The organism is Mesorhizobium sp. M1423 (assembly GCF_040317575.1).
GTDB lineage: Bacteria > Pseudomonadota > Alphaproteobacteria > Rhizobiales > Rhizobiaceae > Mesorhizobium.
On the sequence record NZ_JAMYKU010000023.1, the window covers coordinates 81,069 to 103,271 of the forward strand.

At 63.3% G+C, this 22,203-nt stretch carries 26 protein-coding genes and 1 pseudogene; 19 read left to right on the forward strand and 8 right to left on the reverse strand.

Features of this window, described 5'->3' with window-relative positions:
• Window positions 1-104 precede the first annotated feature (104 nt).
• From NKG95_RS25180 to NKG95_RS25190, 3 genes are read left to right on the forward strand one after another with little or no spacing between them, the layout of a single operon-like run.
• Window positions 105-341: a biotin/lipoyl-containing protein gene (locus NKG95_RS25180; protein ID WP_023716824.1), complete on the forward strand. Its 237-nt coding sequence runs from the start codon at window positions 105-107 to the stop codon at window positions 339-341.
• A 1-nt stretch (window position 342) separates the two neighbouring features.
• A complete protein-coding gene (locus tag NKG95_RS25185) occupies window positions 343-834 on the forward strand; it encodes a MaoC family dehydratase (protein WP_353042836.1) in 492 nt (163 codons plus the stop codon).
• Window positions 834-2,042: a CaiB/BaiF CoA transferase family protein gene (locus tag NKG95_RS25190; protein ID WP_352588938.1), complete on the forward strand. Its 1,209-nt coding sequence runs from the start codon at window positions 834-836 to the stop codon at window positions 2,040-2,042. The genes NKG95_RS25185 and NKG95_RS25190 overlap by 1 nt, the downstream gene beginning before the upstream one ends.
• A gap of 6 nt (window positions 2,043-2,048) precedes the next feature.
• Here NKG95_RS25190 and NKG95_RS25195 read toward each other — a convergent pair whose 3' ends face one another.
• Complete coding sequence (locus NKG95_RS25195; RefSeq protein ID WP_352494032.1) at window positions 2,049-2,342, reverse strand: AMP-binding enzyme; 294 nt, start codon at window positions 2,340-2,342, stop codon at window positions 2,049-2,051.
• Between the two features lie 55 nt (window positions 2,343-2,397).
• Here NKG95_RS25195 and NKG95_RS25200 point away from each other — a divergent pair.
• The 3 genes and pseudogenes from NKG95_RS25200 to NKG95_RS25210 all read left to right on the forward strand — a co-directional run.
• Window positions 2,398-2,472 (forward strand): annotated as a pseudogene (locus NKG95_RS25200) (LacI family DNA-binding transcriptional regulator); the annotation flags it as partial.
• 93 nt (window positions 2,473-2,565) lie between these two features.
• A complete protein-coding gene (locus NKG95_RS25205) occupies window positions 2,566-3,015 on the forward strand; it encodes a type 1 periplasmic-binding domain-containing protein (RefSeq protein ID WP_352789930.1) in 450 nt (149 codons plus the stop codon).
• The gene (locus NKG95_RS25210) at window positions 3,012-3,395 is read left to right on the forward strand and encodes a substrate-binding domain-containing protein (RefSeq protein WP_023716829.1); all 384 of its coding nucleotides are present in this window, start codon (window positions 3,012-3,014) and stop codon (window positions 3,393-3,395) included. Before NKG95_RS25205 ends, NKG95_RS25210 begins: the two co-directional genes overlap by 4 nt.
• Before the next feature lie 45 nt (window positions 3,396-3,440).
• Here NKG95_RS25210 and NKG95_RS25215 read toward each other — a convergent pair whose 3' ends face one another.
• The gene (locus tag NKG95_RS25215; protein ID WP_023716830.1) at window positions 3,441-4,598 is read right to left on the reverse strand and encodes a fumarylacetoacetate hydrolase family protein; all 1,158 of its coding nucleotides are present in this window, start codon (window positions 4,596-4,598) and stop codon (window positions 3,441-3,443) included.
• A gap of 225 nt (window positions 4,599-4,823) precedes the next feature.
• Between NKG95_RS25215 and NKG95_RS25220 the strand changes: the two genes are divergently transcribed.
• The 7 genes from NKG95_RS25220 to NKG95_RS25250 all read left to right on the forward strand — a co-directional run bounded on the left by NKG95_RS25220 (window position 4,824) and on the right by NKG95_RS25250 (window position 11,381).
• Complete coding sequence (locus tag NKG95_RS25220; RefSeq protein ID WP_353010790.1) at window positions 4,824-6,107, forward strand: NAD(P)/FAD-dependent oxidoreductase; 1,284 nt, start codon at window positions 4,824-4,826, stop codon at window positions 6,105-6,107.
• A gap of 84 nt (window positions 6,108-6,191) precedes the next feature.
• The gene (locus tag NKG95_RS25225; protein ID WP_353042837.1) at window positions 6,192-7,079 is read left to right on the forward strand and encodes an ABC transporter permease; all 888 of its coding nucleotides are present in this window, start codon (window positions 6,192-6,194) and stop codon (window positions 7,077-7,079) included.
• Complete coding sequence (locus tag NKG95_RS25230; protein WP_353042838.1) at window positions 7,076-7,954, forward strand: ABC transporter permease; 879 nt, start codon at window positions 7,076-7,078, stop codon at window positions 7,952-7,954. The genes NKG95_RS25225 and NKG95_RS25230 overlap by 4 nt, the downstream gene beginning before the upstream one ends.
• Complete coding sequence (locus NKG95_RS25235; protein WP_352484080.1) at window positions 7,939-9,009, forward strand: ABC transporter substrate-binding protein; 1,071 nt, start codon at window positions 7,939-7,941, stop codon at window positions 9,007-9,009. Before NKG95_RS25230 ends, NKG95_RS25235 begins: the two co-directional genes overlap by 16 nt.
• 59 nt (window positions 9,010-9,068) lie before the next feature.
• Window positions 9,069-9,677 carry a cupin domain-containing protein gene (locus NKG95_RS25240; RefSeq protein WP_353042839.1) on the forward strand — a complete coding sequence of 203 codons (609 nt, stop codon included), beginning with the start codon at window positions 9,069-9,071 and terminating at the stop codon, window positions 9,675-9,677.
• On the forward strand, window positions 9,667-10,752 hold the full coding sequence (locus NKG95_RS25245; RefSeq protein ID WP_353042840.1) for an ABC transporter ATP-binding protein: 1,086 nt from the start codon (window positions 9,667-9,669) through the stop codon (window positions 10,750-10,752). The genes NKG95_RS25240 and NKG95_RS25245 overlap by 11 nt, the downstream gene beginning before the upstream one ends.
• Before the next feature lie 221 nt (window positions 10,753-10,973).
• Window positions 10,974-11,381 carry a 2'-5' RNA ligase family protein gene (locus NKG95_RS25250; RefSeq protein ID WP_353042841.1) on the forward strand — a complete coding sequence of 136 codons (408 nt, stop codon included), beginning with the start codon at window positions 10,974-10,976 and terminating at the stop codon, window positions 11,379-11,381.
• 245 nt (window positions 11,382-11,626) lie between these two features.
• Here the strand turns inward: NKG95_RS25250 and NKG95_RS25255 are convergent, their stop codons facing one another.
• Together NKG95_RS25255 and NKG95_RS25260 are read right to left on the reverse strand one after the other, a co-directional pair.
• Window positions 11,627-12,112 carry an SRPBCC family protein gene (locus NKG95_RS25255; protein WP_502913985.1) on the reverse strand — a complete coding sequence of 162 codons (486 nt, stop codon included), beginning with the start codon at window positions 12,110-12,112 and terminating at the stop codon, window positions 11,627-11,629.
• A complete protein-coding gene (locus tag NKG95_RS25260; RefSeq protein WP_353042842.1) occupies window positions 12,109-12,459 on the reverse strand; it encodes an ArsR/SmtB family transcription factor in 351 nt (116 codons plus the stop codon). Before NKG95_RS25260 ends, NKG95_RS25255 begins: the two co-directional genes overlap by 4 nt.
• A gap of 172 nt (window positions 12,460-12,631) precedes the next feature.
• On the opposite strand from NKG95_RS25260, the gene NKG95_RS25265 reads away from it, so the two are divergent.
• Window positions 12,632-12,985: an ArsC family reductase gene (locus tag NKG95_RS25265; RefSeq protein ID WP_352861758.1), complete on the forward strand. Its 354-nt coding sequence runs from the start codon at window positions 12,632-12,634 to the stop codon at window positions 12,983-12,985.
• Between the two features lie 205 nt (window positions 12,986-13,190).
• Here the strand turns inward: NKG95_RS25265 and NKG95_RS25270 are convergent, their stop codons facing one another.
• The 3 genes from NKG95_RS25270 to NKG95_RS25280 all read right to left on the reverse strand — a co-directional run bounded on the left by NKG95_RS25270 (window position 13,191) and on the right by NKG95_RS25280 (window position 15,850).
• The gene (locus NKG95_RS25270; protein WP_353042843.1) at window positions 13,191-13,541 is read right to left on the reverse strand and encodes a DUF488 domain-containing protein; all 351 of its coding nucleotides are present in this window, start codon (window positions 13,539-13,541) and stop codon (window positions 13,191-13,193) included.
• Window positions 13,542-13,598: 57 nt separating this feature from the next.
• Window positions 13,599-14,855: an aminopeptidase gene (locus tag NKG95_RS25275; protein ID WP_353042844.1), complete on the reverse strand. Its 1,257-nt coding sequence runs from the start codon at window positions 14,853-14,855 to the stop codon at window positions 13,599-13,601.
• 80 nt (window positions 14,856-14,935) lie between these two features.
• On the reverse strand, window positions 14,936-15,850 hold the full coding sequence (locus NKG95_RS25280; protein WP_353042845.1) for a LysR substrate-binding domain-containing protein: 915 nt from the start codon (window positions 15,848-15,850) through the stop codon (window positions 14,936-14,938).
• 97 nt (window positions 15,851-15,947) lie between these two features.
• Between NKG95_RS25280 and NKG95_RS25285 the strand changes: the two genes are divergently transcribed.
• The 3 genes from NKG95_RS25285 to sbmA all read left to right on the forward strand — a co-directional run bounded on the left by NKG95_RS25285 (window position 15,948) and on the right by sbmA (window position 18,820).
• Window positions 15,948-16,157 carry a hypothetical protein gene (locus tag NKG95_RS25285; RefSeq protein WP_352496674.1) on the forward strand — a complete coding sequence of 70 codons (210 nt, stop codon included), beginning with the start codon at window positions 15,948-15,950 and terminating at the stop codon, window positions 16,155-16,157.
• Window positions 16,158-16,269: 112 nt separating this feature from the next.
• Entirely contained in the window at window positions 16,270-17,424 is a 1,155-nt protein-coding gene (locus tag NKG95_RS25290; RefSeq protein ID WP_353042846.1) for a YbfB/YjiJ family MFS transporter, read from the forward strand.
• A 118-nt stretch (window positions 17,425-17,542) separates the two neighbouring features.
• The gene (sbmA, locus tag NKG95_RS25295) at window positions 17,543-18,820 is read left to right on the forward strand and encodes a peptide antibiotic transporter SbmA (protein WP_352588966.1); all 1,278 of its coding nucleotides are present in this window, start codon (window positions 17,543-17,545) and stop codon (window positions 18,818-18,820) included.
• A gap of 26 nt (window positions 18,821-18,846) precedes the next feature.
• Here sbmA and NKG95_RS25300 read toward each other — a convergent pair whose 3' ends face one another.
• Window positions 18,847-19,845: a polysaccharide deacetylase family protein gene (locus NKG95_RS25300; protein ID WP_502913986.1), complete on the reverse strand. Its 999-nt coding sequence runs from the start codon at window positions 19,843-19,845 to the stop codon at window positions 18,847-18,849.
• Between the two features lie 198 nt (window positions 19,846-20,043).
• Between NKG95_RS25300 and NKG95_RS25305 the strand changes: the two genes are divergently transcribed.
• Together NKG95_RS25305 and der are read left to right on the forward strand one after the other, a co-directional pair.
• Window positions 20,044-20,709, forward strand: coding sequence for a tetratricopeptide repeat protein (locus NKG95_RS25305; protein ID WP_352548679.1), 666 nt, complete (start codon window positions 20,044-20,046; stop codon window positions 20,707-20,709).
• A 59-nt stretch (window positions 20,710-20,768) separates the two neighbouring features.
• Entirely contained in the window at window positions 20,769-22,202 is a 1,434-nt protein-coding gene (gene der / locus NKG95_RS25310) for a ribosome biogenesis GTPase Der (protein ID WP_353042847.1), read from the forward strand.
• The last annotated feature ends 1 nt before the right edge of the window (window position 22,203 follow it).

The window sequence follows — 22,203 nt, forward strand, 5'->3', positions numbered from 1 at the left end:
TGGCAACGAAGAAGTGGGTGTTTTCAAGCGCCCATCCGCCGCGAAGCCTGGCTGCCAGCCGGCGGACTTCCTTCAACCCTCGCCTTGCGGACGGAGAACTGACGATGCGTTCCACACTCAAGATGCCCAAGGTCGGCGATGCCGTCGATGAAGTCGTCATCAGCGAAATCCAGGCCAGCATCGGTGCCAAGATCACCGAGGGGCAAACCCTCTTCACGGTGGAGACCGACAAAACCCAGGTCGAGGTTCCCGCACCCTTCGCCGGAACCGTCATCGAGATATTGATCGCTGTCGGCGATGACGTGAGGACCGGCGCCCCGACCCTGGTGCTCGAGGTCTGACATGCCGAGGGTTCATTCGGCCCGCGACGAAAGGTTTGGCTCGTATCTCGACGACTACGAGATCGGCGACGTGTTCAAGCACTGGCCGGGCAAGACCGTTACCGAGGCCGATGACCACCTTTTTTGCCTGCTGACCATGGCGGCCAGCCCGCTCCACATTGACCGCCATTTCGCCGCGACCGAAATGGCGCAAGGCCGCAATGTCGTCGTCGGCACCTATGTCTACTCGCTGCTTCTCGGCATGAGCGTACCCGACATTTCCGGACGCGCGGTCGCCAATCTCGGCCTCAGCGAGCTGCGCCATCTCGCTCCGTTGTTCCATGGCGATACGCTCTATGGCGAGACCGAAATACTGGCGCAGCGTCCATCCGCCTCCAGGCAGGGCGAGGGGGTTTTGACCGTTCGCACGGATGGGTTCAACCAGGACCGGCTCAAAGTCTGCACATTCACGCGCTCGGTCCTGCTGCCACTGCGCCCCGGGAAGGACGCGTGATGGACAAGCCGGCTCCGCCAGCGACCAAGACCGTGCCGAAGGCCGAAGCGTCGGGGCCGCTCGACGGCGTCCGCGTCATCGAGCTGGCCACCGTCGTAGCCGGGCCGGGTGCCGGCCGTTATCTTGCTGATTTCGGCGCGGAGGTCATCAAGGTCGAGGGGCCGGGTGGCGACCCGACCCGCCGCATGGGGTGGACCGGTCCGGGGGAAACGGATTCCTATTTCTGGAAACTGGTCAACCGCAACAAGCAGGTCATTGCGCTCGACCTCAAGACCGATACCGGCAAGGAAAATCTCTGGTCGCTGCTGCTCGACGCCAACGTACTGATCGAGAACATGCGGCCGGGCAAGCTCGAGGCGCTGGGTTTTGCGCCGGACGAACTGCTGCGCCGCAATCCCAGGCTGGTGATCCTGCGCATCACCGGTTTCGGCCAGGATGGTCCCTATGCCATGCATCCGGGCTTCGCCACGATTGCCGAGGCGATGAGTGGGTTTTCCGGGCTCCTCGGCGAGGCCGGGGGCCCGCCGCTTCTGCCGCCGATCGCCATGACCGACGAAGTCACCGCCCTTGTCGGCGCCTTTGCGGCACTGGCGGCGCTGCGTCATGCCGAGCGGACAGGCGAAGGCCAGACAGTCGACGTCAATCTGCTCAACTCGATGTTCCAGATCATGGGGCCGTTACCGTCCGCCTATGCCCATCTCGGCTATCTGCAGCCGCGGCTCGGCTCCGGCATCCCCTACACCGTCCCGCGCGGCACCTATCGCTGCGCCGATGGCGTGTGGGTGGCGATTTCGAGCTCGTCCGATTCAGTCGCCCGCCGCGTCCTGGCCTTGATCGGTCACGGTGACGATCCCCGCTTTGCCGGCTTCCAGGCCCGCAGCCAGAACCGCGAGGCATTGGAGGCCTATGTCGCCGCCTGGGTCGCCGGCCGGCCATCCGAGGAGGTGCTGCGCGAGTTCCGCCGCGTCGATGCGGCAATCGCCAAGGTCCTCGACATGAAGGACATCTTTGACGACGAGCATTTCCGCGCCCGCGGTATGATCGCCGAAGTGGACGGCGTGGTGATGCAGAATGTCGTTGCCGGCATGTCGAAGACACCCGGCCGCCTGCGTCATCAGGGCCGTCCGTTCGACGCCGATACCGAGGCGGTGCTCGCCCGCTTCGCTGGGGGTCGGGGAGCCGCAAAGAAGCCGACGCAGAAGACCTGAACCACTTCAGTCCGGCGCGAGATTTCGGCGCAGCAATTTGCCGTTGGCGCTGCGCGGCAGGCTCGGCACGAAGAACACCTGTTTCGGCCGTTTGTAGGCGGCGAGCCTTTGCCCCGCCAGGGCGACGATATCTTCGGCGCTGACGCTGACGCCTGCCTTGCGCACGACATAGGCCGCGATGACCGAGACATCGTCGCGCACCCGGTGTTCGGCAACGGCGATCTCGGCGACGCCGGGGCAGGGCGCAAGCGCTGCCTCGACTTCCAGCGGCGAGACGCGGAAGTCGCCAGCATTCATCATGTCGCGTTCGATTTTCAGTTTCGCGACATGGAAAACCCGGATTCTGGCGGCGACAATGCGCGACGTGGCGCGCGTTTCCGGCGTGTCCGTCGGAACCGTTTCACGGAGCTTGAACGCGCCTGAGACTGTCAGGCCGGAGACGTTGGGGAAGGTACGCGCGGCAATCCAGTCGCTCGGCTTCCAGCCCGATTCGCGCGCCCAGAACATGCGCCGTCGAAACACCATGACGGTTGGTTTCGTCATCGACGACATTGCCAATCCCTGGCATGCCAGTTGCTTCAAGGCGGTGGACGCGGAAATGCGCCAGCGCGGCTATTCGCTTTATCTGATGAGCACCAACGGCCGCGCCACCGAGGAGGCGGCGGCGATCGGCATGCTGCAGCATGGGCGGGCCGACGGCATGATCATGACCATCAACAACGAACAGGATGCGCGCACCATCAAGCGCTTGAAGGAGTTGCGGATTCCATCAGTACTGCTCGATCGCGACGTTCCGCTCGAGATCGACGCGGTGCTGACCGAGCACGCCACCGGGTTACGGCAGGCGACAAGCTATCTGATCGAACTCGGGCACCGTCGCATTGCCATCATCACGGCCGGCAGCGACATCAGGCCGGGCCGTGAACGGGTGCGCGCTTCGTCGAGGCGTTCCAGCGCAGCGGCCTGCCGGTGACGCAGGACCTGATCCGCTCGCAAAGCCTCTCGGTGGACTTCGGTTTCCGCGAGGCCACCGCCCTGTTGCAGATGAAGGAGCGTCCAACCGCCATCATCGCCGCCGGCAACCGCATTCTGGTCGGCGTGCTGCGCGCCATCCAGCAGCAAGGCGTTTCGGTCCCGGGCGATATCTCGCTGATTGGCTGCGACAGGTCGGACGTCGCGTTGCTTTATCCCTGCCCGATCACGCTCATCGACCGGGCCGTCGAGGAGATCGGCCGCACCGCAGCGCAGCTTCTGCTGGAGCGGCTCGGCGGCCAGAGCGAGCGGCCGGCGCAACGCATCGCCTTTCCGACCCATCTGATCCTCGGCGGCTCCTGCTTGCCCGTCCCGAAATAGAGGCGGTTCACGGCTTGGGTACTGCCGAATTGGATCGTTCTCTATTCAGATCAGGTCGGCCCTGGCGAGGTCGCGCATCAGATGGCTGGCGCCATAGGTCCAGTGCGGGCAGTCGGGGGACAGCCGCACGCGGTTGACCAAGGCGCCGAACTTCTCCGACGAGATGGTGACGATGTCGCCGACCTTGTGGGTAAAACCCTTGCCTTTTTCGCCGCGATCCTTCGACGGCACGAACATCGTGCCGAGATAGAGCGCGAGCCCGTCCGGGTACTGGTGGTGCGGCCCCATCGCGGCGGCGACCAGTTCTTCCGGCGAACGGCTGATCTCGGCCATCGAACTGGCGCCCTCCAGCGAGAACCCGTCCTCGCCCTCGACCTTCAGCCGTACGACCGCCTTCTTCACGTCGCCGATGGAAAATGTCTCGTCGAACAGCCGGATAAAGGGGCCAAGTGCTGCCGAAGCGTTGTTGTCCTTGGCTTTGCCGAGCAGGAGCGCCGAGCGTCCCTCGACGTCGCGCAGATTGACGTCGTTGCCGATCGTCGCCCCGACAATCCTGCCGCTGCTGGCGGCAATCATGGCGATCTCCGGCTCCGGATTGTTCCATGTCGAAACCGGATGCAGGCCGACATCGGCGCCGAAGCCGACCGAGGCCATCGGCTGGCATTTGGTGAAGATCTCGGCATCGGGCCCGATGCCGACTTCCAGATATTGCGACCAGGCGCCGCGCGCGATCAGCTTGGCCTTGATCTCCATCGCTTCCGGCGAGCCGGGTTTGAGCTTCGACAGATCGTGGCCGATCAGCCCGGCGATGTCGGCTCGAATGGCGTCGGCCTTCTCCGCCGAGCCGCGCGCCTGTTCCTCGATGACGCGCTCGAGCAGGCTGACGACAAAGGTAACGCCAGACGCCTTGATCGCCTGCAGGTCGACGGGGGACAGCAGGTACGGCGTTCCCGGATCGCGCGCTGTCTCGAAACTGTTGGCGGCAATGGCTTCGAGCGGGCCGATCGGCCGCCCCTTGGCCGAGCGGACGTGTCCTGCCGGATCCGGCAATTCGCAAATGTCGCGTACGGTCGGTGCCACATTTGACGTGATGTCGAAGACCGTGCCGTCGCGCACCGTGACCACCAGCGGATGGGAAGCATCGCTCGTCCGGGCGCGGCCTACGAAGAGGCCCTCGGCGGGCAAATGTGTGGCGTTCGTCATGACTTACGTTTCCTGTTGTCTTGTCCTTTGGCCGCGGCACTTTCAACAAATTCCCGCCAAACGTCTATCCCACTTCCAGGGTGAGCTTTGTCAATTCTTTCCAGCGGTCTTCGCATCGCTGGACCTTGATCGAGCCTGACGTGCGCCAATGGCCATGGAAAACGCTCTTTCAAAATAATGAAACCGTCGCTAGGGTTTTCACTTACTGAAATCTCCAGGTGACGCTTGCGCTTACGGTTTTCCGATCCAATCTGGCAAAAGCCGCGGACAGCAACCGCGTTCCAGTCGCTTTTTCCAGCCGGCCGACGCGTCGATGTCGTCATCGTCGGCGGCGGCATCATGGGGCTGTCGACGGCCTTGCACGCCGCCCGGCTCGGTCTTGCCGTCCAGGTGCTGGACGCCGGCGAAATCGGCAATGGCGCATCCGGCCTGAACGGCGGTCAGGTCATTCCCGGCCTGAAATACGATCCGGACTGGCTGCTGGAGCATTTTGGTCTGGAGCGCGGCGAAGCGCTCGTCAACTTTGCCGCCTCGACCGCTGACACCGTCTTCGAATTGATCCGCGACGAAGGACTGGCGGTGCCGTTCGTCCGTAATGGCTGGATCCAGGCGGCGCATACCGGGACCGCGCTAAAAGCGGCGGCAAACCGGGATCGGCAGTGGCGCGCCCGCGGCGCCGATGTCCGGCTGCTGAGCGCGACGGAGATTGCGACGATGACCGGCGCGCAAGGCTATCTCGGCGGCTGGCTCGATCGCCGCGCCGGTGTCATCGATCCGCTCGCCTACACGTCGGAACTGGCGCGCGTCGCTGCCGCGGCGGGCGTGAAGATCGCCGAACGCCAGAACGTGATGCAGATCAGCAAGGGTGCTGGCATTTGGCACGTTTCGGCGGAAAGCGGCGCCGAACTGAAGGCCAAGGCGGTCGTTCTGGCGACCAACGCCTATACCGGCGGCCTGCTTCCCGGCCTCGCCGAGACGATCGTTCCGCTGCATTCCTTCCAGATCGCGACAGCGCCGCTATCGTCCAATCTCGCTGCGGCGATCCTGCCGGAAGGGCAGGCGGTTTCGGATTCGCGCCGCATCCTCGTCTATTACCGCAAGAGTGCCGACGGCCGGCTGGTGCTCGGCGGGCGCGGCCGCATGGCTTTGCCGAACGGCCCGGCCGACTGGGCGCATCTTGAACGCGCGCTGCTGCGGCTTTATCCGGCGCTGTCAGACATTGCCATTGAAAAGCGGTGGTTCGGCCGGGTGGCAATGACGCCGGACCATCTCCCGCATATCCACGAGCCAGAGAAGGGTCTGCTGGCGGTCGTCGGCTGCCAGGGCCGCGGCATCGGCCTGATGACCGCGCTTGGCGAGCGCATCGCCTCCTATCTGTCGAGCGGCGACACCAGGCAATTGCCGTTCCCGATATCGCCGATCCGGCCGATCCCTTTTCACGCGTTTCGGCAGGTCGGCGTTGCCGCGACCATCGCCTGGTACCGGATGCTGGACGCGTTCGAACGCTGACTTTCATTCCCAAGCGTGAAACAGCTTGACAGTTTCACCAATATGAAAAAAGCTTAGTCGATTTCAAATTTCGACGGACAGTCAATGTCGGCCATTGCCGCAACGCAGCCGCTGCCGGAAACCCGGTCTTCGCCAGGCTTCCGTTTCGCTATGCTGCTGCCCGGCGGGCTGGTCACCTTTCTGCTGATCCTTTTCGCCCTTGGCTTGGTGTTGTTCCTTGCCTTCCGCGGCAATGACGGCTCGCTGCTGGGGGCTGGTTTTACCCTTGCGAATTTCGTCACTGTGGCCACCGATCCGCTGTACTGGACGGTGACGCTGCGCTCGCTGGGCATCGCCGGCCTGGTCACGCTCGCAACCGTCGTCACCGCCTATCCCGTCGCCTATTATCTGGCTTTCCATGCCGGGCGGCGGCGTGGGCTGCTGCTGTTCCTGCTGACCCTGCCGTTCTGGACCAGCTATCTCCTGCGCGTCTTCGCCTGGAAGATCGTGCTTGCCTATAATGGCGTGCTGAACTCGGCGCTGATTGAAAGCGGCATCTGGTCGGAGCCGACATTGGCGTTCTTGAATACGCCGGCAGCAGTCGTCGTCACGCTCGCCCACGCTTATGCGCCATTCGCTATCCTGCCCATCTACGTGGCGCTGGACACGATCCCGAAATCGCTGCTCGAAGCCGCTTCCGATCTCGGCGCAAAACCGTTCACCAGCTTCCGCCGCGTCGTGCTGCCCAATTCGATGCCTGGCGTGCTGGCTGCGGCCCTCGTCGTTTTTGTGCCGACGGTCGGCGACTACGTCACGCCGGCGCTGGTCGGCGGCCCTGCCAGCACCATGATCGGCACACTGATCCAGGCCGAGTTCGGCAAGGCCAATGACTGGCCGTTCGGCGCCGCACTCGCCGTCGCCGTCATGCTGGTCATTCTCGCCGTGGTGCTGGTGGTGCGCTTCGCCGACCGCCGATACGGCAGCCGCACATGAACACAGCGCGTATCGATGCAAGGCAGGGCGGCGGCTGGCTCGGTGCCTATGTCCTTGCCTATCTGGTGTTCCTGTATTTGCCGATATTGCTGATCCCGCTGTTTTCCTTCAACAATTCCGTCCAGGCGGCATTTCCGCTGCAAGGCTTCACGCTGGAATGGTACGGCACGCTGGTCGGCAATTCGGCGCTGTCCGGCGCGCTTGCCAACAGCCTCGTCATCGGCACCATCGCCGCCACCGGCGCGACGCTCTGTGGCATCACCGTGTCCTATATGGATCTCTACGGCCGCTCGCCGCTGGCCGCCACGATCAGCGCCATTGCCCGGCTGCCGATCCTGATCCCAGGCGTCATCGTCGGCATATCGCTGCTCATCCTGGTCAACCTCGCCGGCTTTGGGCCGTCGCGCATTGCCATTGTGCTCGGCCACATATTGGTGGCGCTGCCGGCGACGGTGGTGGTCATGCGCAGCCGCTTCGCCGCCATCCCGAAGACCATCCGTGAGGCAGCGCTCGACCTCGGCGCCTCCGACTGGACGACCTTCAGGCGGGTGATGCTGCCACTCAGCCTGCCCGCCATTATCTCGGCGTTCATGCTGGCCTTCCTGACCTCGTTCGACGAGTTCATCGTCGCCTTCTTCCTTGCCGGTACCGAGCCGACGCTGCCGCTTTATATCTGGAGCCAGCTGCGCTTCCCGAAATCGCTGCCGACCGTCATGGCGCTGGGCACGGCGATCTTGGCCGTGTCCTTCGTCACCGCCGCACTCGCCGAAATCCTGCGCCATCGCGGGCTTGCCGCCGCTCAGCGGCCAGCGATCGCCAGCCTGTCAAAACCAGAAGAAACCGAAAGAGGAGAACTGCAATGGCATTCGACCTGAAATCGATAACGACAAAGACAGCGAAAACCGGACTGGCCGCCTTCGCGCTGGCGCTTGCGTCGACTGTCGCTTTTGCCGGCGACAAGCTGCAATATTTCACCTGGTCGGGCTATGAGCTGCCCGACTTCAACAAGAGCTTCCTCGCCGCGCACCCGGATGGTGTCGAAGCCTCGATGTTCGGCGACGACGATGACGCTTTCACCAAGGTCAAGGCCGGCTTCCGCCCCGATGTCGCGCACCCATGCTATGACAAGGTGGCGCGCTGGAACAAGGAAGGCCTGCTGCAGCCGATCGACACCAAGCGCATCAAGAACTGGGATTCGATCTTCCCGGTCTTCAAGAACCTGCCCGACCTGCAGGCCGGCGACGGCAAGGTCTGGATGGTGCCGTGGGACTGGGGCAACACCTCGATTCTCTACCGCACCGATCTGGTGAAGAACCCGGAAGCGAGCTGGAACCTGCTCTGGGACAAGCAATATGCCGGGCGCATGGCGACCATCGATGCCGTCCACGATACTCCGGTGGTGGCGGCCCTTCTTGCCGGCGTCAATCCATTCGACATGACGGCGGAACAGATGGACAAGGTTGCGGAGAAACTGCGCGAGCAGCGCCCGCTGCTCTCAAACTACACCACAGACATGACATCGGTCGAACAGGCGCTGGCCAGCGGCCAGCTGGTCGCCGCCATGACCTGGAATGCCTCGGCCACGTCGCTGAAGAAGCAAGGCGTGCCTGTCGAGTTCATGAAGCCGAAGGAAGGCATGCTTACCTGGGCTTGCGGTTTCGTCATGCTCAAGGACGCCAAGAACGTCGACCTCGCCTATGACTTCATCAACAGCCGGCTGGAAACGGACTCGGGCAAATACCTGATCCAGGCCTATGGCTATGGCAGCTCGACCAGCTCGGCTTTCGCTGCCGTGCCGAAGGAGGAGCTGGAGAAATTGCAGCTGCCGTCCGATCCGGAAGTGATGCTGAAGACCACCATCTTCACCGGGCCGATGAAACAGAATGATGAACTCGCCAAGATGTTCGAGAAGGTCAAGGCGGGCGGCTGAGCCTGCTTCTTCCTTCTCCCGCAAGGGGAAGGGAAAGCGTTGGCAAAAAGGACGAATGGATGGACATGCTGGACGAAGCGGCTGAGAAGCCGAAGGACGACGCCGACGTCAGGGTCGGCCGGCGCGTGCGGGCGCTCAGGCTGGAGCGTAATCTCTCGCTGGCCGAACTTGCAGCCAAAGCCGGCGTCTCGATCGGAGCGCTGAGCCAGATCGAGCGCGGCATGTCGTCATTGCGAGTGCGAGTGATCTGGCCGCTCGCCGCCGCCCTCGACATAGAGCCGTCGGCGCTGATCGCCGACGGCAATGATGTCGGCAACGACCTCTATTGCGTACGCACCAACAGCCGGCGTCAGATCCCGGTCAAGTCGGAAGGCATCGCCAAGTCGCTGCTGTCGCCGCCGGCCGCTGCGCTGACCGGCATGCTGGTGACGGTGGAGGCCGGTGGCGGCACCGCCGAAGCCTACGCCCATGCAGGCCATGAATTCGGGTTCGTCCTTTCGGGCGAGGTCGAGCTGGTGGTCGATTCGACCAGATACGGCCTGAAGGCCGGCGACAGCTTCGCCTTCAAGAGCACCTTGCTGCATGCTTTCCGCAATCCGGGCAGCGAGCGCTGCCAGATCCTGTGGGTCAACACGACCAAGCCGTCCGAGGTTCGCGATGGCGCCTGATCCGCTCGTCCGGCTGGACAAGGTCTCCAAGATATTCCCCGGCGGCATCGTCGGGCTCGACGCGGTCGATCTCGATATTTCGCGCGGCGAGTTCCTGACCCTGCTCGGACCATCCGGCTGCGGCAAGACCACCAGCCTGCGGGTCATCGCCGGCTTCGAAAGCCCGTCGAGCGGCAAGGTTCTGCTTGAAGGCCGCGACATCAGCGCGCTCAGGCCCTTCGACCGTCCGGTCAATACCGTATTCCAGGACTACGCGCTGTTCCCGCACATGAACGTTGCCGAAAATGTCGGCTTCGGCTTGTCGCTGCGCAAGCTCTCCGGTGCCGAACAGGCAAAGCGCGTCGGCGCAGCGCTCGACATGGTCGGCCTTGCTGAAAAGCTCGGCGCCCGCGTGTCCGAATTGTCGGGTGGCCAGCGCCAGCGCGTCGCGCTTGCCCGCGCCATCGTCTGCGAACCGCGCGTGCTGCTGCTCGACGAGCCGTTGTCGGCGCTCGATGCGCATCTGCGCGAACAGATGCAGGTCGAATTGAAGCGACTGCAGTCGCGCCTCGGCACCACTTTCGTCATGGTCACGCACGACCAGACCGAGGCGCTGTCGATCTCTGATCGCATCGTCGTCATGAACAAAGGCCGCATCGAGCAGATTGCGCCGCCGGCGACCCTCTACGACCGGCCCGCCACCAAATTCGTTGCCAGCTTCATCGGCACGATGAACCTTCTGCAGTCGCGCTTCGTCGGCCGTGACGGCGAGCGCTTGCGGTTCGCCGCCGGCGCCCTGCCGCTGGAAGCGGTTTCGGAGACGGGCGAACTGCCTGGCGAGGGCACGGTGCGCACCATCGGCGTGCGTCCAGAGGATTTTTTGGCGACGACCGAAGCGGCGGCCGGCACTGTACCGGTGCGGGTGAACAGCATCGTCTTCCACGGCCGCACCTTGCGCCTTCATGCGGAGCTGGGGCAGGGGACACAGGTGGTGATCGACGCGCCGCGCCGGGCGGAGGGTTTTCAATTCAGCGTCGGCGACGTGGCGCATATCAGCCTGCGCCGTGGCGCCAACTGCCCTATGCTGTCCAGCTAGGCAACGGCCGCGAATACGCCGACCGGGCGATCCACGATTTCCTCGAGATCAAGGGCATCATCGGCTACGGCGCCTGAGCCATCAACATACGGCCGACCGAAATGTGGTTGCGAGCGTTGGTGCTGCCAGTACCGGCGCTCGTATCATTTTCGTTTGATTTGTTCCCTTTTTGTTCTATTCTGCTTGGCTGGGCGGGAATGGCTTTGAGAGGAGCAATGAACATGAATGAGCTGCCCGCATTCAGGATCACCGAAAACGGCCAAGCCGTGTTCAACTGGCAGGAGCTGGATCGGCGCTGGAATGACCGGCTGTTCTTCGCCATTCTTCTTGAAAGTACGATCGCCGTGCCGCTTGCACGCCGGGCCGCCGTCTGGCGGCGAGAATCGGGATTGCGAGGGCAAGTGTTTCCGGCGGAACGCCTGCACATCTCGCTTATTGGGATCGGCGACTATGATGGACTGCCGGAGGAATTGGTCAAAATCGCCCGCCACGTCGCCTCGATGGTCCAGGCGAAACCGTTTGAGGTGTCGTTCGATCGGTTGTCGGCTTTCGGCGGCGGTGCGTTGGTGCTGCGTGGCAGCGACGCGTCCCGCCGCTGCAAGCGTTCTGGCGCAATCTTACCGCCCTGATCGCCGACAGCCCGCTGAAGCCCTTTGTGGGGAGCTCCTTTGAACCTCATGTTACATTGCTTCGTGACAAATTGCGGGTTCAAAGGGTTCGAGAACGGGCGATCGAACCGATCAGCTGGACCGTACGTGACTTTGTGCTCATCCGCAGTCTGATCCGGCAAGGCCGGTACGAAGAGCTCGGACGCTGGCGGTTGAACGGCCACGACGATTCCGTGGCCGCAATGTGAGTGCGAAGCAGGGTCGCCTCAGATCGTCTTGAGATAGCCGGCCAACTGATCCGCCACCGTGCCCCAGCCGTCGTAAAAGCCCATCTCCTCGTGGCTGTTGCGCGTGGCTTCGTCGCGGTGGATAGCGGTCGCGGTGTAGCGCGTCGCCTCGCCCTGCGATTGCAGCGATATGACCGCTGTGATGAATGGGTCGCCTGACGGCCGGTAGCCGGGCAGCAGCGCATCGGTCCACACCAGCCGCTCGTTCTGAACAATCTCGAGGTAGCAGCAACGCCTGTCGTTGACCTCCTTGCCGTCGGGCGACTGCATGCGGGTGCGGAACAGACCGCCGGGCCGCAGGTCGATCTCGCAATCGGTGATGATCCACGGCTTCGGCGTGAACCATTGGCGGACATGCTCGGGCCTCGTCAGGGCCGTCCACAGCAGTTCTCGCGGCGCCTCGATCGTCCGTTCGAGCACGAGGTCGAGCTTCGGATCGGGTTGGAACAACGGGACCATATTCATCTGTCTTTCTCCTTGAGTTTCAGCACGTAGTCGTCGAACTGGTCGAAACGGCGCTCCCACAGCGCCCGCTGGTCGGCCAACCAGTTTTCCGCGAGCTTCAACGGCTCCGGCGCGAGCCGGTAGGTCCTGACGCGGCCTGCCTTCTCCGAATGCACCAGCCCGCAGCCTTCCAAAACCCGGAGATGCTCGATGAAGGATGGCAGGGCCATCTCGAACGGCTGCGCAAGCTCGCTGACCGAGGCGGGGCTTCGGTTCAGTCGCTCGACCACGCGCCGCCGGGTCGGATCGGCGAGCGCCCGGAAAATGCCGTCGATCGGTGGGGGGCTTTCGGTCTGCAGGCTCGTCATGGTCATTTCCTTGCCTCGGCCATTCCGCGTGACCAGAGTTGGCTTAGAAAACACTTAGGGAAAGTCCTTACTATTGGCAAGCGCCAAAATCGCGGAGCCCGGCGAGGCCGCTGGAAAAGTGAGAGGCGCGGTTTTAGGGTGCCGTCAGATTCGACTGGTCCGAGGACGCGTTTTGACGATCACCATGTACGGCATCACCAATTGCGATACGGTCAAGAAGGCGCGTGTCTGGCTGGCGAGCCACGATGTTGCCTATCGCTTTCACGACTACAGGGCAGACGGGCTTGACGCGGACCGGCTGAACGGCTGGTCAGGCAAGGTCGGCTGGGAAATCCTGCTCAACAAGGCGAGCACAACGTTCCGTGAACTGTCGGACGAAGACAGGATGGGTCTGGATGAAAAGAAGGCCAAGGCGCTGATGCTGGCCAAACCGACGATGATAAAGCGACCGGTGCTGGAACTTGGCGATCGCATACTGGTTGGCTTCAAGCCTGATGTTTATCAAGCGGCGATCCGTAGGAAGTAGGACCGACCCGCCGCGATCCGTCGCGCCCCCCTCTGTCCTGCCGGACATCTCCCTCTCTAGTGGGGAGATTGGATGTCACTTCGGCTTTCGCTAGTCTCCAAAGAAGGGCGCTTTCGGCGAAGCTGCCAATCTCCCCCCTTGAGGGGGAGATGTCCGGCAGGACAGAGAGGGGTGCTGTCCCGCCGGCATGCCGAATTGAGCGCTTCTACTCACGCAAATAGCTCGCCAGCGCCACCGCATTGTTATGCGCCTCGTCATGCGCGCCGTAGAGCAGCGTCACCCGGCCTCTGCCCAGCAGAGCGCGCAGCTGGCCGACCGCCTCGCCGTTCCGGTCGAGCTCATCGCGGTATCGCCGCTGGAACTCCGCCCAGCGCGCCGGCACATGGCCGAACCATTTGCGCAACGCATTGCTTGGCGCGATGTCCTTCAGCCAGAGCGTCAGCGCTGCGTCTGCCTTGCGGACCCCGCGCGGCCATATGCGATCCACCAGCACCCGCTGCCCGTCATCGGGCGCCGGCGGCTCATAGATGCGCTTGACCGCGAGCTCCATTGCCAACTCCGCATGGGCCAGCAGGCGCCGATGCTTGCTGGCCTTCGCTTAGCGATCCCGGGCCTAAACCCACTCGCCCTTGCGCATCACCGGCACGCGGCTGCCGTCCTTGTGGATGCCGTCTATGTCGATCTTGTCGGAGCCGATCATCCAGTCGATGTGGATGAAACTCTTGTTGCCGCCGCGCGCCGCGATCTCGTCCTGGCTGAGCGAGGCGCCGTCGACGAAGCACTTCGAGTAGCACTGGCCGAGCGCAATGTGGCAGGCGGCGTTCTCGTCGAACAGCGTGTTGAAAAACAGCAGCCCGCTCTTGGCGATCGGCGAGGAATGCGGCACCAGCGCCACCTCGCCGAGACGGCGCGAGCCTTCGTCGGTGTCCAGCACCTTTTGCAGCACATCCTCGCCCTTCGTGGCCTTGGCCTCGACAATGCGCCCCGCCTCGAAACGCACCGCAATGCCGTCGATCAGCGTGCCCTGGTAGGACAGCGGCTTGGTGCTGGTGACATGACCCTCGACGCGCCTTGCATGCGGCGTGGTGAAAACCTCTTCGGTTGGGATGTTCGGGTTGCAGGTGATGCCGTTCTTGGCCGTCGAGGCGCCGCCCATCCACTCGTGGCCGTCGGCCAGCCCGACGGTCAGGTCGGTGCCGGGACCAGTGAAATGCAGTGCGTGGAAATTGTGGCCGTTCAGCCATTCGGTGCGGCTCTTCAACGCCGCATTGTGCGCCGTCCAGTTGGCGATCGGGTCTTCGACGTCCACCCGCGAGGCGGCAAAGATGGCGTCGGCGAGCTTGGCCACGGCGACGTCTTCGGCGTCGTCCGGGAATACCTGCTTGGCCCAGGCCTGATCGGGATAGGCGACGATGTTCCAGTTGATGTCGAAGCCGGTGATCTTCTCCAGCGCCGGCTGGTAGGCCATCGAATTCGCCTTGTTGGCACGCGCGACCTTTGCCGGGTCCTGAGAAGAAAGCAGCGAGGGATCCTCGCCGCGCACCGCAAGCCTGGCCGCATTGTTGGCGAAGGCTTTTGCCATGCCTTCATAGAGCCAGCCGGCGGCGCGGTCGAAGCCGTCGTCGGCGCCATAGCGGAAGCGTGCCAGAGTGATCTCGTCGTCATTGAAGATCGGCGTGACCAGGCCCGCACCTGCCTTGTAGGCATGCTCGACGATCCGCCGCGTCAAAGGCAGCGCTGCAATCGAGGAGGTCAGCACCAGATCCTGCCCCGGTTGCAATTGCAGCCCGACCTTGACGGCGACCTCCGCCAGCCTGTCGAGCTTCACCGGGTCGATGGTTGCGGAAACGCCGCGCGAATGTGTGGTCATGATCCTGCCTGCTGTGATTGGGGACTGTTTCTTACATAGACCGGCGCTGCCGACCTTTCCACCGTGATGTGCCGGCAGGTTTAGCTGGCGCTCTCGAGCGACCTGAACTGCGCCATCGTCGCCTCGATCTCTTCGCGCACCCAGGTCTTGAAATCCCTGACCTTGCGGCTTTCGCCCTTGCTGGCCGAAGTCACCAGCCAATAGCCGAGGCCGCTCTGCGCCCGTACGCCGAACGGCGCGACAAGCCGGCCGTCGGCCAGCGCGTCGGCGGCCAGCAACTGCCAGCCGAGCATGACGCCGTGACCGGCAATCGCAGATTCCAGGCACAGCATCGGATCTGTGAAGCGCGCGCCCTTCATGAAGGTGACCGGCTCTACCCCGGCCGCTTCGAACCAGCTCTCCCAGCTGATCATCGACCTTTCGTCGGTGATCGCACAGGTCAAAGCAAGGTCCTCGATCGATTTCAGCTTGCTGGCGATCGCCGGTGCACAGACCGGAAACACCTCCTGCGCCAGCAGCAATTCGGCCCGCCCGCCCGGCCATTTGCCGTCGCCGAGCCGGATAGCGACATCGATGTCCGAACGATCGAGATCGGCAAGCCGTACCGAGGCGTCGATGCGCAGGAGCACGTTCGGATGCCGGGCAAAATGCCGCGACAGCCGCGGCAGCAGCCATTTCGAGGCGAAAGCCGGCGCCACCGAAACCACCAGCGTGCACTCCGAGCTTTCATTGGCAAGCGCCATCGCCTGTGCGAGCTCGCGGAAGCCTGCGCTGAGCCGCGCGGTAAAGACGGTGCCGAATTCCGTCGCCACCAGGCCAGCTGGCGTTCGTTCGAACAGCGCCCGGCCGAGCTGCTTTTCTGTCCGGTTGATCTGCTGGCTGACGGCGCTGACCGAGACGTTGAGCTCGCCGGCCGCCGCCGCGAGCGAGCCCAGGCGGGCGACGGCTTCGACGGCGCGCAAGCCGTTGAGATGGACACGGTTCAGCATAGCCATACAGTTTTTCTAAACTCGTACGGCTGAAATCTCAATTGCCAGGCGCTGCCGAATGCCGGATTTTAGGTGGGTTACTCAGAGTGAGGAGGCAAATCCGATGAAGATTTTATCATGGCTCGGCGCCTTTTCCCCAATCGGAATGCAGCCACACCGGCATGACAGCGAGGCCACCAACTGGGTGACCGATCCGCTGTCGCATCCGGTGCTCGACACCATGTCGGAGCGCGAACTCGCCGACATGCCGTTCAGGCTGACTGCGGGTCGTACTCACTTTGAGACGGCCCCGCCAAGGACCTGCTGCGGCTAAACAAGGACTTGCTGGCACTTCAGGCGAGCCAGCCGCCGACGCGGCCGCGAACACTTCTGGCCCAATAAAAGGCGGATTGTCTCACTGGCAGGCGCACCTATGGTGCACCGCGATGAACATCGCTTCGCCCTTGCGTCTGGCAATCGCCGGCATGATCGCCCTGGCCGTCGCCATGGGCATCGGCCGCTTCGTCTATACGCCGATCCTGCCCGGAATGATGGAAGAGCTCGGCCTGTCGCCGGCCGATGCCGGCTGGATCGCATCGGCCAATTATCTCGGCTACCTCGTCGGCGCGCTTGCCGCCACCGGCGGCTGGGCGCAAGGCCGCGAGCGCCACCTGATGCTGGCCGGCCTTGCCGCCACTGCGATCCTCGCCGGGCTGATGGGCCTGACCGGCACCATGCCCGCCTTTCTCCTCATCCGCTTTCTTGCTGGCCTCGCCAGCGCCTTCGTGCTGGTCTTCATGACCAGCATCGTTTTCGGTCATCTCGCCGCGGCCGGGCGAAGCGACCTGCAGGCGCTGTATTTCGGCGGCGTCGGCGTCGGCATCGCGGCGTCCTCGGCGCTGTTGGCAATCCTCGTCACCGAACATGCCGGCTGGGCGGCGGGCTGGCTGTGGTCGGCGGTGATTTCGGCCGGCGGCTTTGCCGCCGTCGCCCTGCTGGCCGGCGGCACCTCGGCCGCGAACAGCACCACCGGGAGCGAGCCGGCACTGCCGAAAAACCGATCGCTGGTGAAGATCATCGTCGCCTACGGCCTGTTCGGCTTCGGCTACATCGTCACGGCAACGTTCTTGGTCGCCATCGTCCGCCAGGGCGGCGGCGGCCGCGTCTTCGAGGCTGTGGTCTGGATGGTCACCGGACTTGCCGGTTTTCCCTCGGTCTGGCTGTGGCAGAAGCTCGCGGCTAAAATCGGGCTCTATGCCACCTACGCCCTTGGGTGCCTGGTCGAGGTGGTCGGCGTCAGCGCCAGTGTAATCATGGGCGGGCACACAGGGCCGCTGCTCGGCGGCCTTCTTGTCGGCGGCACCTTCATCGCCATCACCGCGCTTGGCCTGCAGACCGGCAGGCAGCTCGCTCCGCAAGCGCCACGCCGGATGCTGGCGGTGATGACGGCCGCCTTCGGCCTTGGCCAGATCATCGGCCCGCTCGTCGCCGGGCTGCTTGCGCAGGGCTCGGGTAACTTTTTCCTTGCCTCGATCGTGGCCGCCGCCGTCCTGCTGGCCTCGGGTGCGATCGCTTGGTCGGCTGCGCCAAAATCGCCATGATTATGGTCTTGCTCGGCGCCGGGCGTCGGGCACGGGCATTTTCTTTCCCACTAATGTGTGACTTTATGCCCGCTGAACAACGCCGCTGATTTGCGCATCGAGCGAGGATTTCCCCACAGTGTTTGTATCCTTCTTCCCGCAGCCGAAGCTGTTCTTCAGTTCGCTGGCCGTCTGGAGCCTTGCCGCTATCCTGTTCTGGTTTTTCGGTGGCGGACAGCTGGGCGCTGTGTTCGGCTTGCCGCCGGCTGCGGCTGATGCACCGCCCATTATCGGTATCGCCGTACTCTGGTCGAAGCCGTTTCTGTGGTTCTATCTCTATTTCGCTTTTTGCGTCGCCGTCTTCTATGCATTCTGGAGCTGGTATGCACCGCATCCGTGGCAAAACTGGTCGATATTGATCAGCGCGGTCATCCTGTTCCTCATCTACTTCAATGTGCAGGTCAGTGTCGCGGTCAACGCCTGGTATGGGCCTTTCTTCGACTATATCCAGGGATTGATGTCGGGGACTATTAAATCCACCGACGCAGAGTTTTATGCCGGATTGGCCAGCTTTTCATGGCTCGCGCTGATAGGAATGAATGTGCAGGTCGTCAATGCCTTCATCGTAAGTCACTGGATATTCCGCTGGCGCACCGCGATGAACAATTACTTTGTAGAGAACTGGAGCAGGCTCCGCCACATCGAGGGCGCCTCACAACGCATTCAGGAGGATACGATGCGGTTCTCGCAGATCATGGAAGATCTGGGTTCCAGCTTTGTCCAGTCGATCATGACCTTGATCGCATTCCTGCCGGTGATGATCCAGTTGCAGAGCCATATCAGCGAACTGCCAATCGTCGGTGCGATTCCGCAGCCACTGGTCGTTGCCGCGCTTGCCTGGTGCCTGTTCGGAACGATTTCGGTTATGGTTGCGGGTTTGAAGCTGCCTGGGCTGCAATTTCGCAACCAACGTGTCGAGGCTGCTTATCGCAAGGAACTCGTCTACGGCGAGGATCATGCGGACAGGGCTCAGCCTGCAACCACTGCCGAGCTGTTTTCCAAGGTCCGTCACAACTATTTCCGGCTGTACTTTCATTATATTTATTTCAATGTGGTGCGTTACACCTACCTGCAGGCCGACAATATCTTCGCCATGCTGATCCTTGGGCCATCCTTCGTGGCTCACAGGATAACTTTCGGACCCTTCCAGCAGATTTCCAATGCGTTCGGCCGAGTAACAGGATCGCTCCAGTTCCTGCTCACATCCTGGTCGACCATCGTTGAATTGCAGTCGGTGCACAAACGCCTACGCGCCTTCGAGGCGACGCTGGAAGGGGAACCGCTGCCTGAAATCGACCAGCGCTATCTGGAACGTGAGCAAGCCGGCTTGCGCCCTGAGGATCAACCGGTAAGCTGATGATGGCGGGCGGCGGTCACTTGGGCTCAGCCGCCCACCGCCGCCTGCCTTTCGCCACGCCGTGAAACATAATCGCGAAAACTAATGCACCCGACGTCCGCTTTGACGCAGACTTCGCCGGCAAAGCGTTCCAGCGCGTTCCAGTAGGCGCCGTCGTTCATCAGCGTGAAGTGGAAGCCGAGCTCAAGCGGAATGCGCTTGCCCTGGTATTGCGCATCGAAGGCGGCGCGGAACGCGGCATAGGTCCGATCGGCGAACTCTTCTGCCATGCTCGGCCGCTCGAAGCCGCCGGAATGCCTGACATAGAGATTGTAGTCCATGGCGATCACACGCCTTGAGCTCGGCCCTTCCGGGATCTGCGGCAGCGAAAAGCGCGTGATGCCGTTGACGGTCGGCGGCTCGACCGGTCCACGCGAGACGCCGCTTGCGTCGAGCAGGAAACCGGCCGCGGGCAGCGCCTCGTAAAGCGCCTTGTTTGCCGACAGGTAGGGCGCGCGAAACCCGACCACCGACTGGCGGGCGAAATCGCGCCAGCCCTTCGGTTCAGGAGCAATGCCGTTGATCGAATAGGCGTTTTCGAGAATATGCTTGAACGAGCCGAACTCGCTCAGCCAGTCGGCCTTGCTCCAGTCCTTGCCGTCGAAATGGCCGCAGCCATGGCTGCCGATATCGTGGCCTTCCGAGGCGGCAAGGTTGATCTGCTCGAGCCGGGCCGCGACTTCCTGTTTGGAGGCGGCAAAGCCGATGTTCGATTTGCCTTCTGTCTTGCCTGGCGCGGTATATTCCTTGCGTGTCTCGGGCGAGAGCAGGAACACGCAGGAGACAAAATAGGTGAAATGCGCGCCTGTGCGCCGGGCCAGCGCCCGGCTGCGCTGCCACTGCGAAATGTCCCGGGCGCTGTCGAACGAGATGATGACGATCTGCTTCGGTTTTGCCGGCGTCGCCGGCGGGTCGGCAAAAGCCGTGCCGGCAGCAAATGCGGCAATGGAAAACGCAACAGCGCGATACAAACGAGGCAAAGGCATCTGACCGGATCAAGGAATGTAGAAGCACCGCCTACCGGTGAAATATGGCACGGATACGATCGACCTGTGCGGCCGCCGTTGGCGGCGACAGCCTCGTGAATAGGCGATTTTCCTGCCGAACCCCTTCCATGCCGGCAAAATTTCGCTAAAACGCGGGCTCATCAACCGCCCCGGCCGGGGCATGAATGGTTTTGATCCATGTCGGACGACAGTTTTATCCGCGAAGTCAACGAAGAGATTCGTCGCGATCAGGCGCATGCGCTGTGGGACCGTTTCGGTCCCGCCGTGCTTGTGCTGGCCGTGCTGGTGGTGCTCGGCACGGCTGCTGTCGTCGGCTACCGCTATTGGGACGAGACCCGCGCCAACCGCTCGGGGGATGCCTTCTCGCAAGCGCTAAAGCTTGCCAATGAGGGCAAGAACGACGAGGCGCTTGCCGCTCTGGAGGGGCTTGAGAAGGACGGCTACGGCGCCTATCCGCTGCTCGCCCGCATGCGTGCGGCAACCGTCAAGGCGGACAAGGGCGACGTCGATGCCGCCGTCAAGGATTTCGACGAGGTCGCCGCCGACACCAAGATTCCCTCCGGCATTCGCGACATGGCGCGCCTCAGGGCAGCGCTGCTTCTGGTCGACCATGGCTCTTTCGCCGATGTCTCCAGCCGCGTCGAGGCGCTTACCGCCGACACCAACACGCTGCGCCATACGGCGCGCGAAGCACTTGGCCTTGCCGCCTGGAAGGAAGGCAAGGCGGCGGATGCATTGAAGCTGTTCGACCAGATCGCCGCCGATGACGGCGCCCCGCGCAACACGCGCGAGCGGGCGACACTGATGTCCGAGCTGATCCGCGGCTCGGGCGGTGTATCGTAATGCATGTCGCCCAAAAGTGCGCAGCGGTTTTGGGGCAACGACATGCATAGCAGGGCCGGATGACTTTCAAAGTCGCCATCATCGGCCGGCCTAACGTCGGCAAATCGACCCTTTTCAACCGGCTGGTGGGAAGGAAGCTGGCGCTTGTCGACGATACGCCGGGCGTCACCCGCGATCGACGCGTCCATGCCGCAAAACTCTACGATCTGCATTTCGACGTCATCGATACCGCCGGCTTCGAGGATGCGGCCGCCTCGACGCTGCCCGGCCGCATGCGCGCGCAGACCGAGATCGCCATCCGCGAGGCCGACCTGATCTTTTTCACGATCGATGCCAAGTCCGGGCTGATGCCCGACGACAAGACCTTCGCCGAAATCGTGCGCAAGTCCGGCAAGCCGGTTGTCGTCGTTGCCAACAAGGCCGAGGCGCGCGGCGCCCAGGGCGGCATGCTGGAGGCCTGGGAGCTCGGCCTTGGCGAACCGATCCCGGTCTCGGCCGAGCACGGCCAGGGCCTGCCCGATCTGCGCGATGCGGTGATCGCGGCACTGGGCGAGGCGCGCGCCTTCGGTGAGGACGAAGAGGCCGGTGAGGAGGAGGTCGCCGCCAGCGAGGTGCTGATCGGCGAAGACATCACCGACCCGGACGCAGAGCCGAGCTATGACGACACCAAGCCGATGCGCATCGCCGTCGTCGGCCGTCCCAACGCCGGCAAGTCGACGCTGATCAACGCGCTGATCGGCGAGGAACGGCTGTTGACCGGCCCCGAGGCCGGCATCACCCGCGATTCCATCTCGGTCGACTGGGACTGGCATGGCCGCCGCTTAAAACTGTTCGACACCGCCGGCATGCGCCGCAAGGCCAGGATCCACGAAAAGCTCGAAGTGATGTCGGTGCAGGACGGCTTGCGCGCCATCCGCTTTGCCGAGATCGTCATCATCGTGCTCGACGCGACTATTCCCTTCGAGAAGCAGGATCTGCAGATCGCCGACCTGATCATCCGCGAGGGCCGTGCCCCGGTGATCGCCTTCAACAAATGGGACCTTGTCGACCATCCCCAGGAGTTGCTGGCCGAGCTGCGCGAAAAAACCGAGCGGCTGTTGCCGCAGGCGCGCGGCATGCAGGCGGTGCCGGTCTCGGCCGAGACCGGGCGTGGCCTCGACAAGCTGATGGATGCTGTCATCAGGACGCATCGCGTTTGGAACAGCCGCGTGTCGACCGGCAAGCTCAACCGCTGGCTGGAAGGCATCCTGGCGCATCACCCGCCGCCCGCCGTCGCCGGACGCCGGCTGAAGATCAAATATGTCACGCAGGCCAAGACGCGGCCGCCGGGCTTCGTCGTCTCCTGCTCACGGCCCGACGCGATGCCGCAATCCTATGTCCGCTATCTCTCGAACAGCCTGCGCGAGGCTTTCGACATGCCCGGCGTGCCGATCCGCATCGCCTTGCGCACCTCGGACAACCCATTCGCCAGCAAGGCAAAGAAGCGCCGCTGAG

Bases quoted from the DNA above. Each gene is read 5' to 3' on its own strand.
- NKG95_RS25180 (WP_023716824.1), top strand. From the start codon at position 105: ATGCGTTCCACACTCAAGATGCCCAAGGTCGGCGATGCCGTCGATGAA.
- NKG95_RS25185 (WP_353042836.1), top strand. From the start codon at position 343: ATGCCGAGGGTTCATTCGGCCCGCGACGAAAGGTTTGGCTCGTATCTC.
- NKG95_RS25190 (WP_352588938.1), top strand. From the start codon at position 834: ATGGACAAGCCGGCTCCGCCAGCGACCAAGACCGTGCCGAAGGCCGAA.
- NKG95_RS25195 (WP_352494032.1), bottom strand. From the start codon at position 2,342: ATGATGAATGCTGGCGACTTCCGCGTCTCGCCGCTGGAAGTCGAGGCA.
- NKG95_RS25205 (WP_352789930.1), top strand. From the start codon at position 2,566: ATGACGGTTGGTTTCGTCATCGACGACATTGCCAATCCCTGGCATGCC.
- NKG95_RS25215 (WP_023716830.1), bottom strand. From the start codon at position 4,598: ATGACGAACGCCACACATTTGCCCGCCGAGGGCCTCTTCGTAGGCCGC.
- NKG95_RS25225 (WP_353042837.1), top strand. From the start codon at position 6,192: ATGTCGGCCATTGCCGCAACGCAGCCGCTGCCGGAAACCCGGTCTTCG.
- NKG95_RS25230 (WP_353042838.1), top strand. From the start codon at position 7,076: ATGAACACAGCGCGTATCGATGCAAGGCAGGGCGGCGGCTGGCTCGGT.
- NKG95_RS25235 (WP_352484080.1), top strand. From the start codon at position 7,939: ATGGCATTCGACCTGAAATCGATAACGACAAAGACAGCGAAAACCGGA.
- NKG95_RS25240 (WP_353042839.1), top strand. From the start codon at position 9,069: ATGGACATGCTGGACGAAGCGGCTGAGAAGCCGAAGGACGACGCCGAC.
- NKG95_RS25245 (WP_353042840.1), top strand. From the start codon at position 9,667: ATGGCGCCTGATCCGCTCGTCCGGCTGGACAAGGTCTCCAAGATATTC.
- NKG95_RS25250 (WP_353042841.1), top strand. From the start codon at position 10,974: ATGAATGAGCTGCCCGCATTCAGGATCACCGAAAACGGCCAAGCCGTG.
- NKG95_RS25255 (WP_502913985.1), bottom strand. From the start codon at position 12,112: ATGAATATGGTCCCGTTGTTCCAACCCGATCCGAAGCTCGACCTCGTG.
- NKG95_RS25260 (WP_353042842.1), bottom strand. From the start codon at position 12,459: ATGACGAGCCTGCAGACCGAAAGCCCCCCACCGATCGACGGCATTTTC.
- NKG95_RS25275 (WP_353042844.1), bottom strand. From the start codon at position 14,855: ATGACCACACATTCGCGCGGCGTTTCCGCAACCATCGACCCGGTGAAG.
- NKG95_RS25280 (WP_353042845.1), bottom strand. From the start codon at position 15,850: ATGGCTATGCTGAACCGTGTCCATCTCAACGGCTTGCGCGCCGTCGAA.
- NKG95_RS25285 (WP_352496674.1), top strand. From the start codon at position 15,948: ATGAAGATTTTATCATGGCTCGGCGCCTTTTCCCCAATCGGAATGCAG.
- NKG95_RS25290 (WP_353042846.1), top strand. From the start codon at position 16,270: ATGAACATCGCTTCGCCCTTGCGTCTGGCAATCGCCGGCATGATCGCC.
- NKG95_RS25300 (WP_502913986.1), bottom strand. From the start codon at position 19,845: ATGCCTTTGCCTCGTTTGTATCGCGCTGTTGCGTTTTCCATTGCCGCA.
- NKG95_RS25305 (WP_352548679.1), top strand. From the start codon at position 20,044: ATGTCGGACGACAGTTTTATCCGCGAAGTCAACGAAGAGATTCGTCGC.
- der (WP_353042847.1), top strand. From the start codon at position 20,769: ATGACTTTCAAAGTCGCCATCATCGGCCGGCCTAACGTCGGCAAATCG.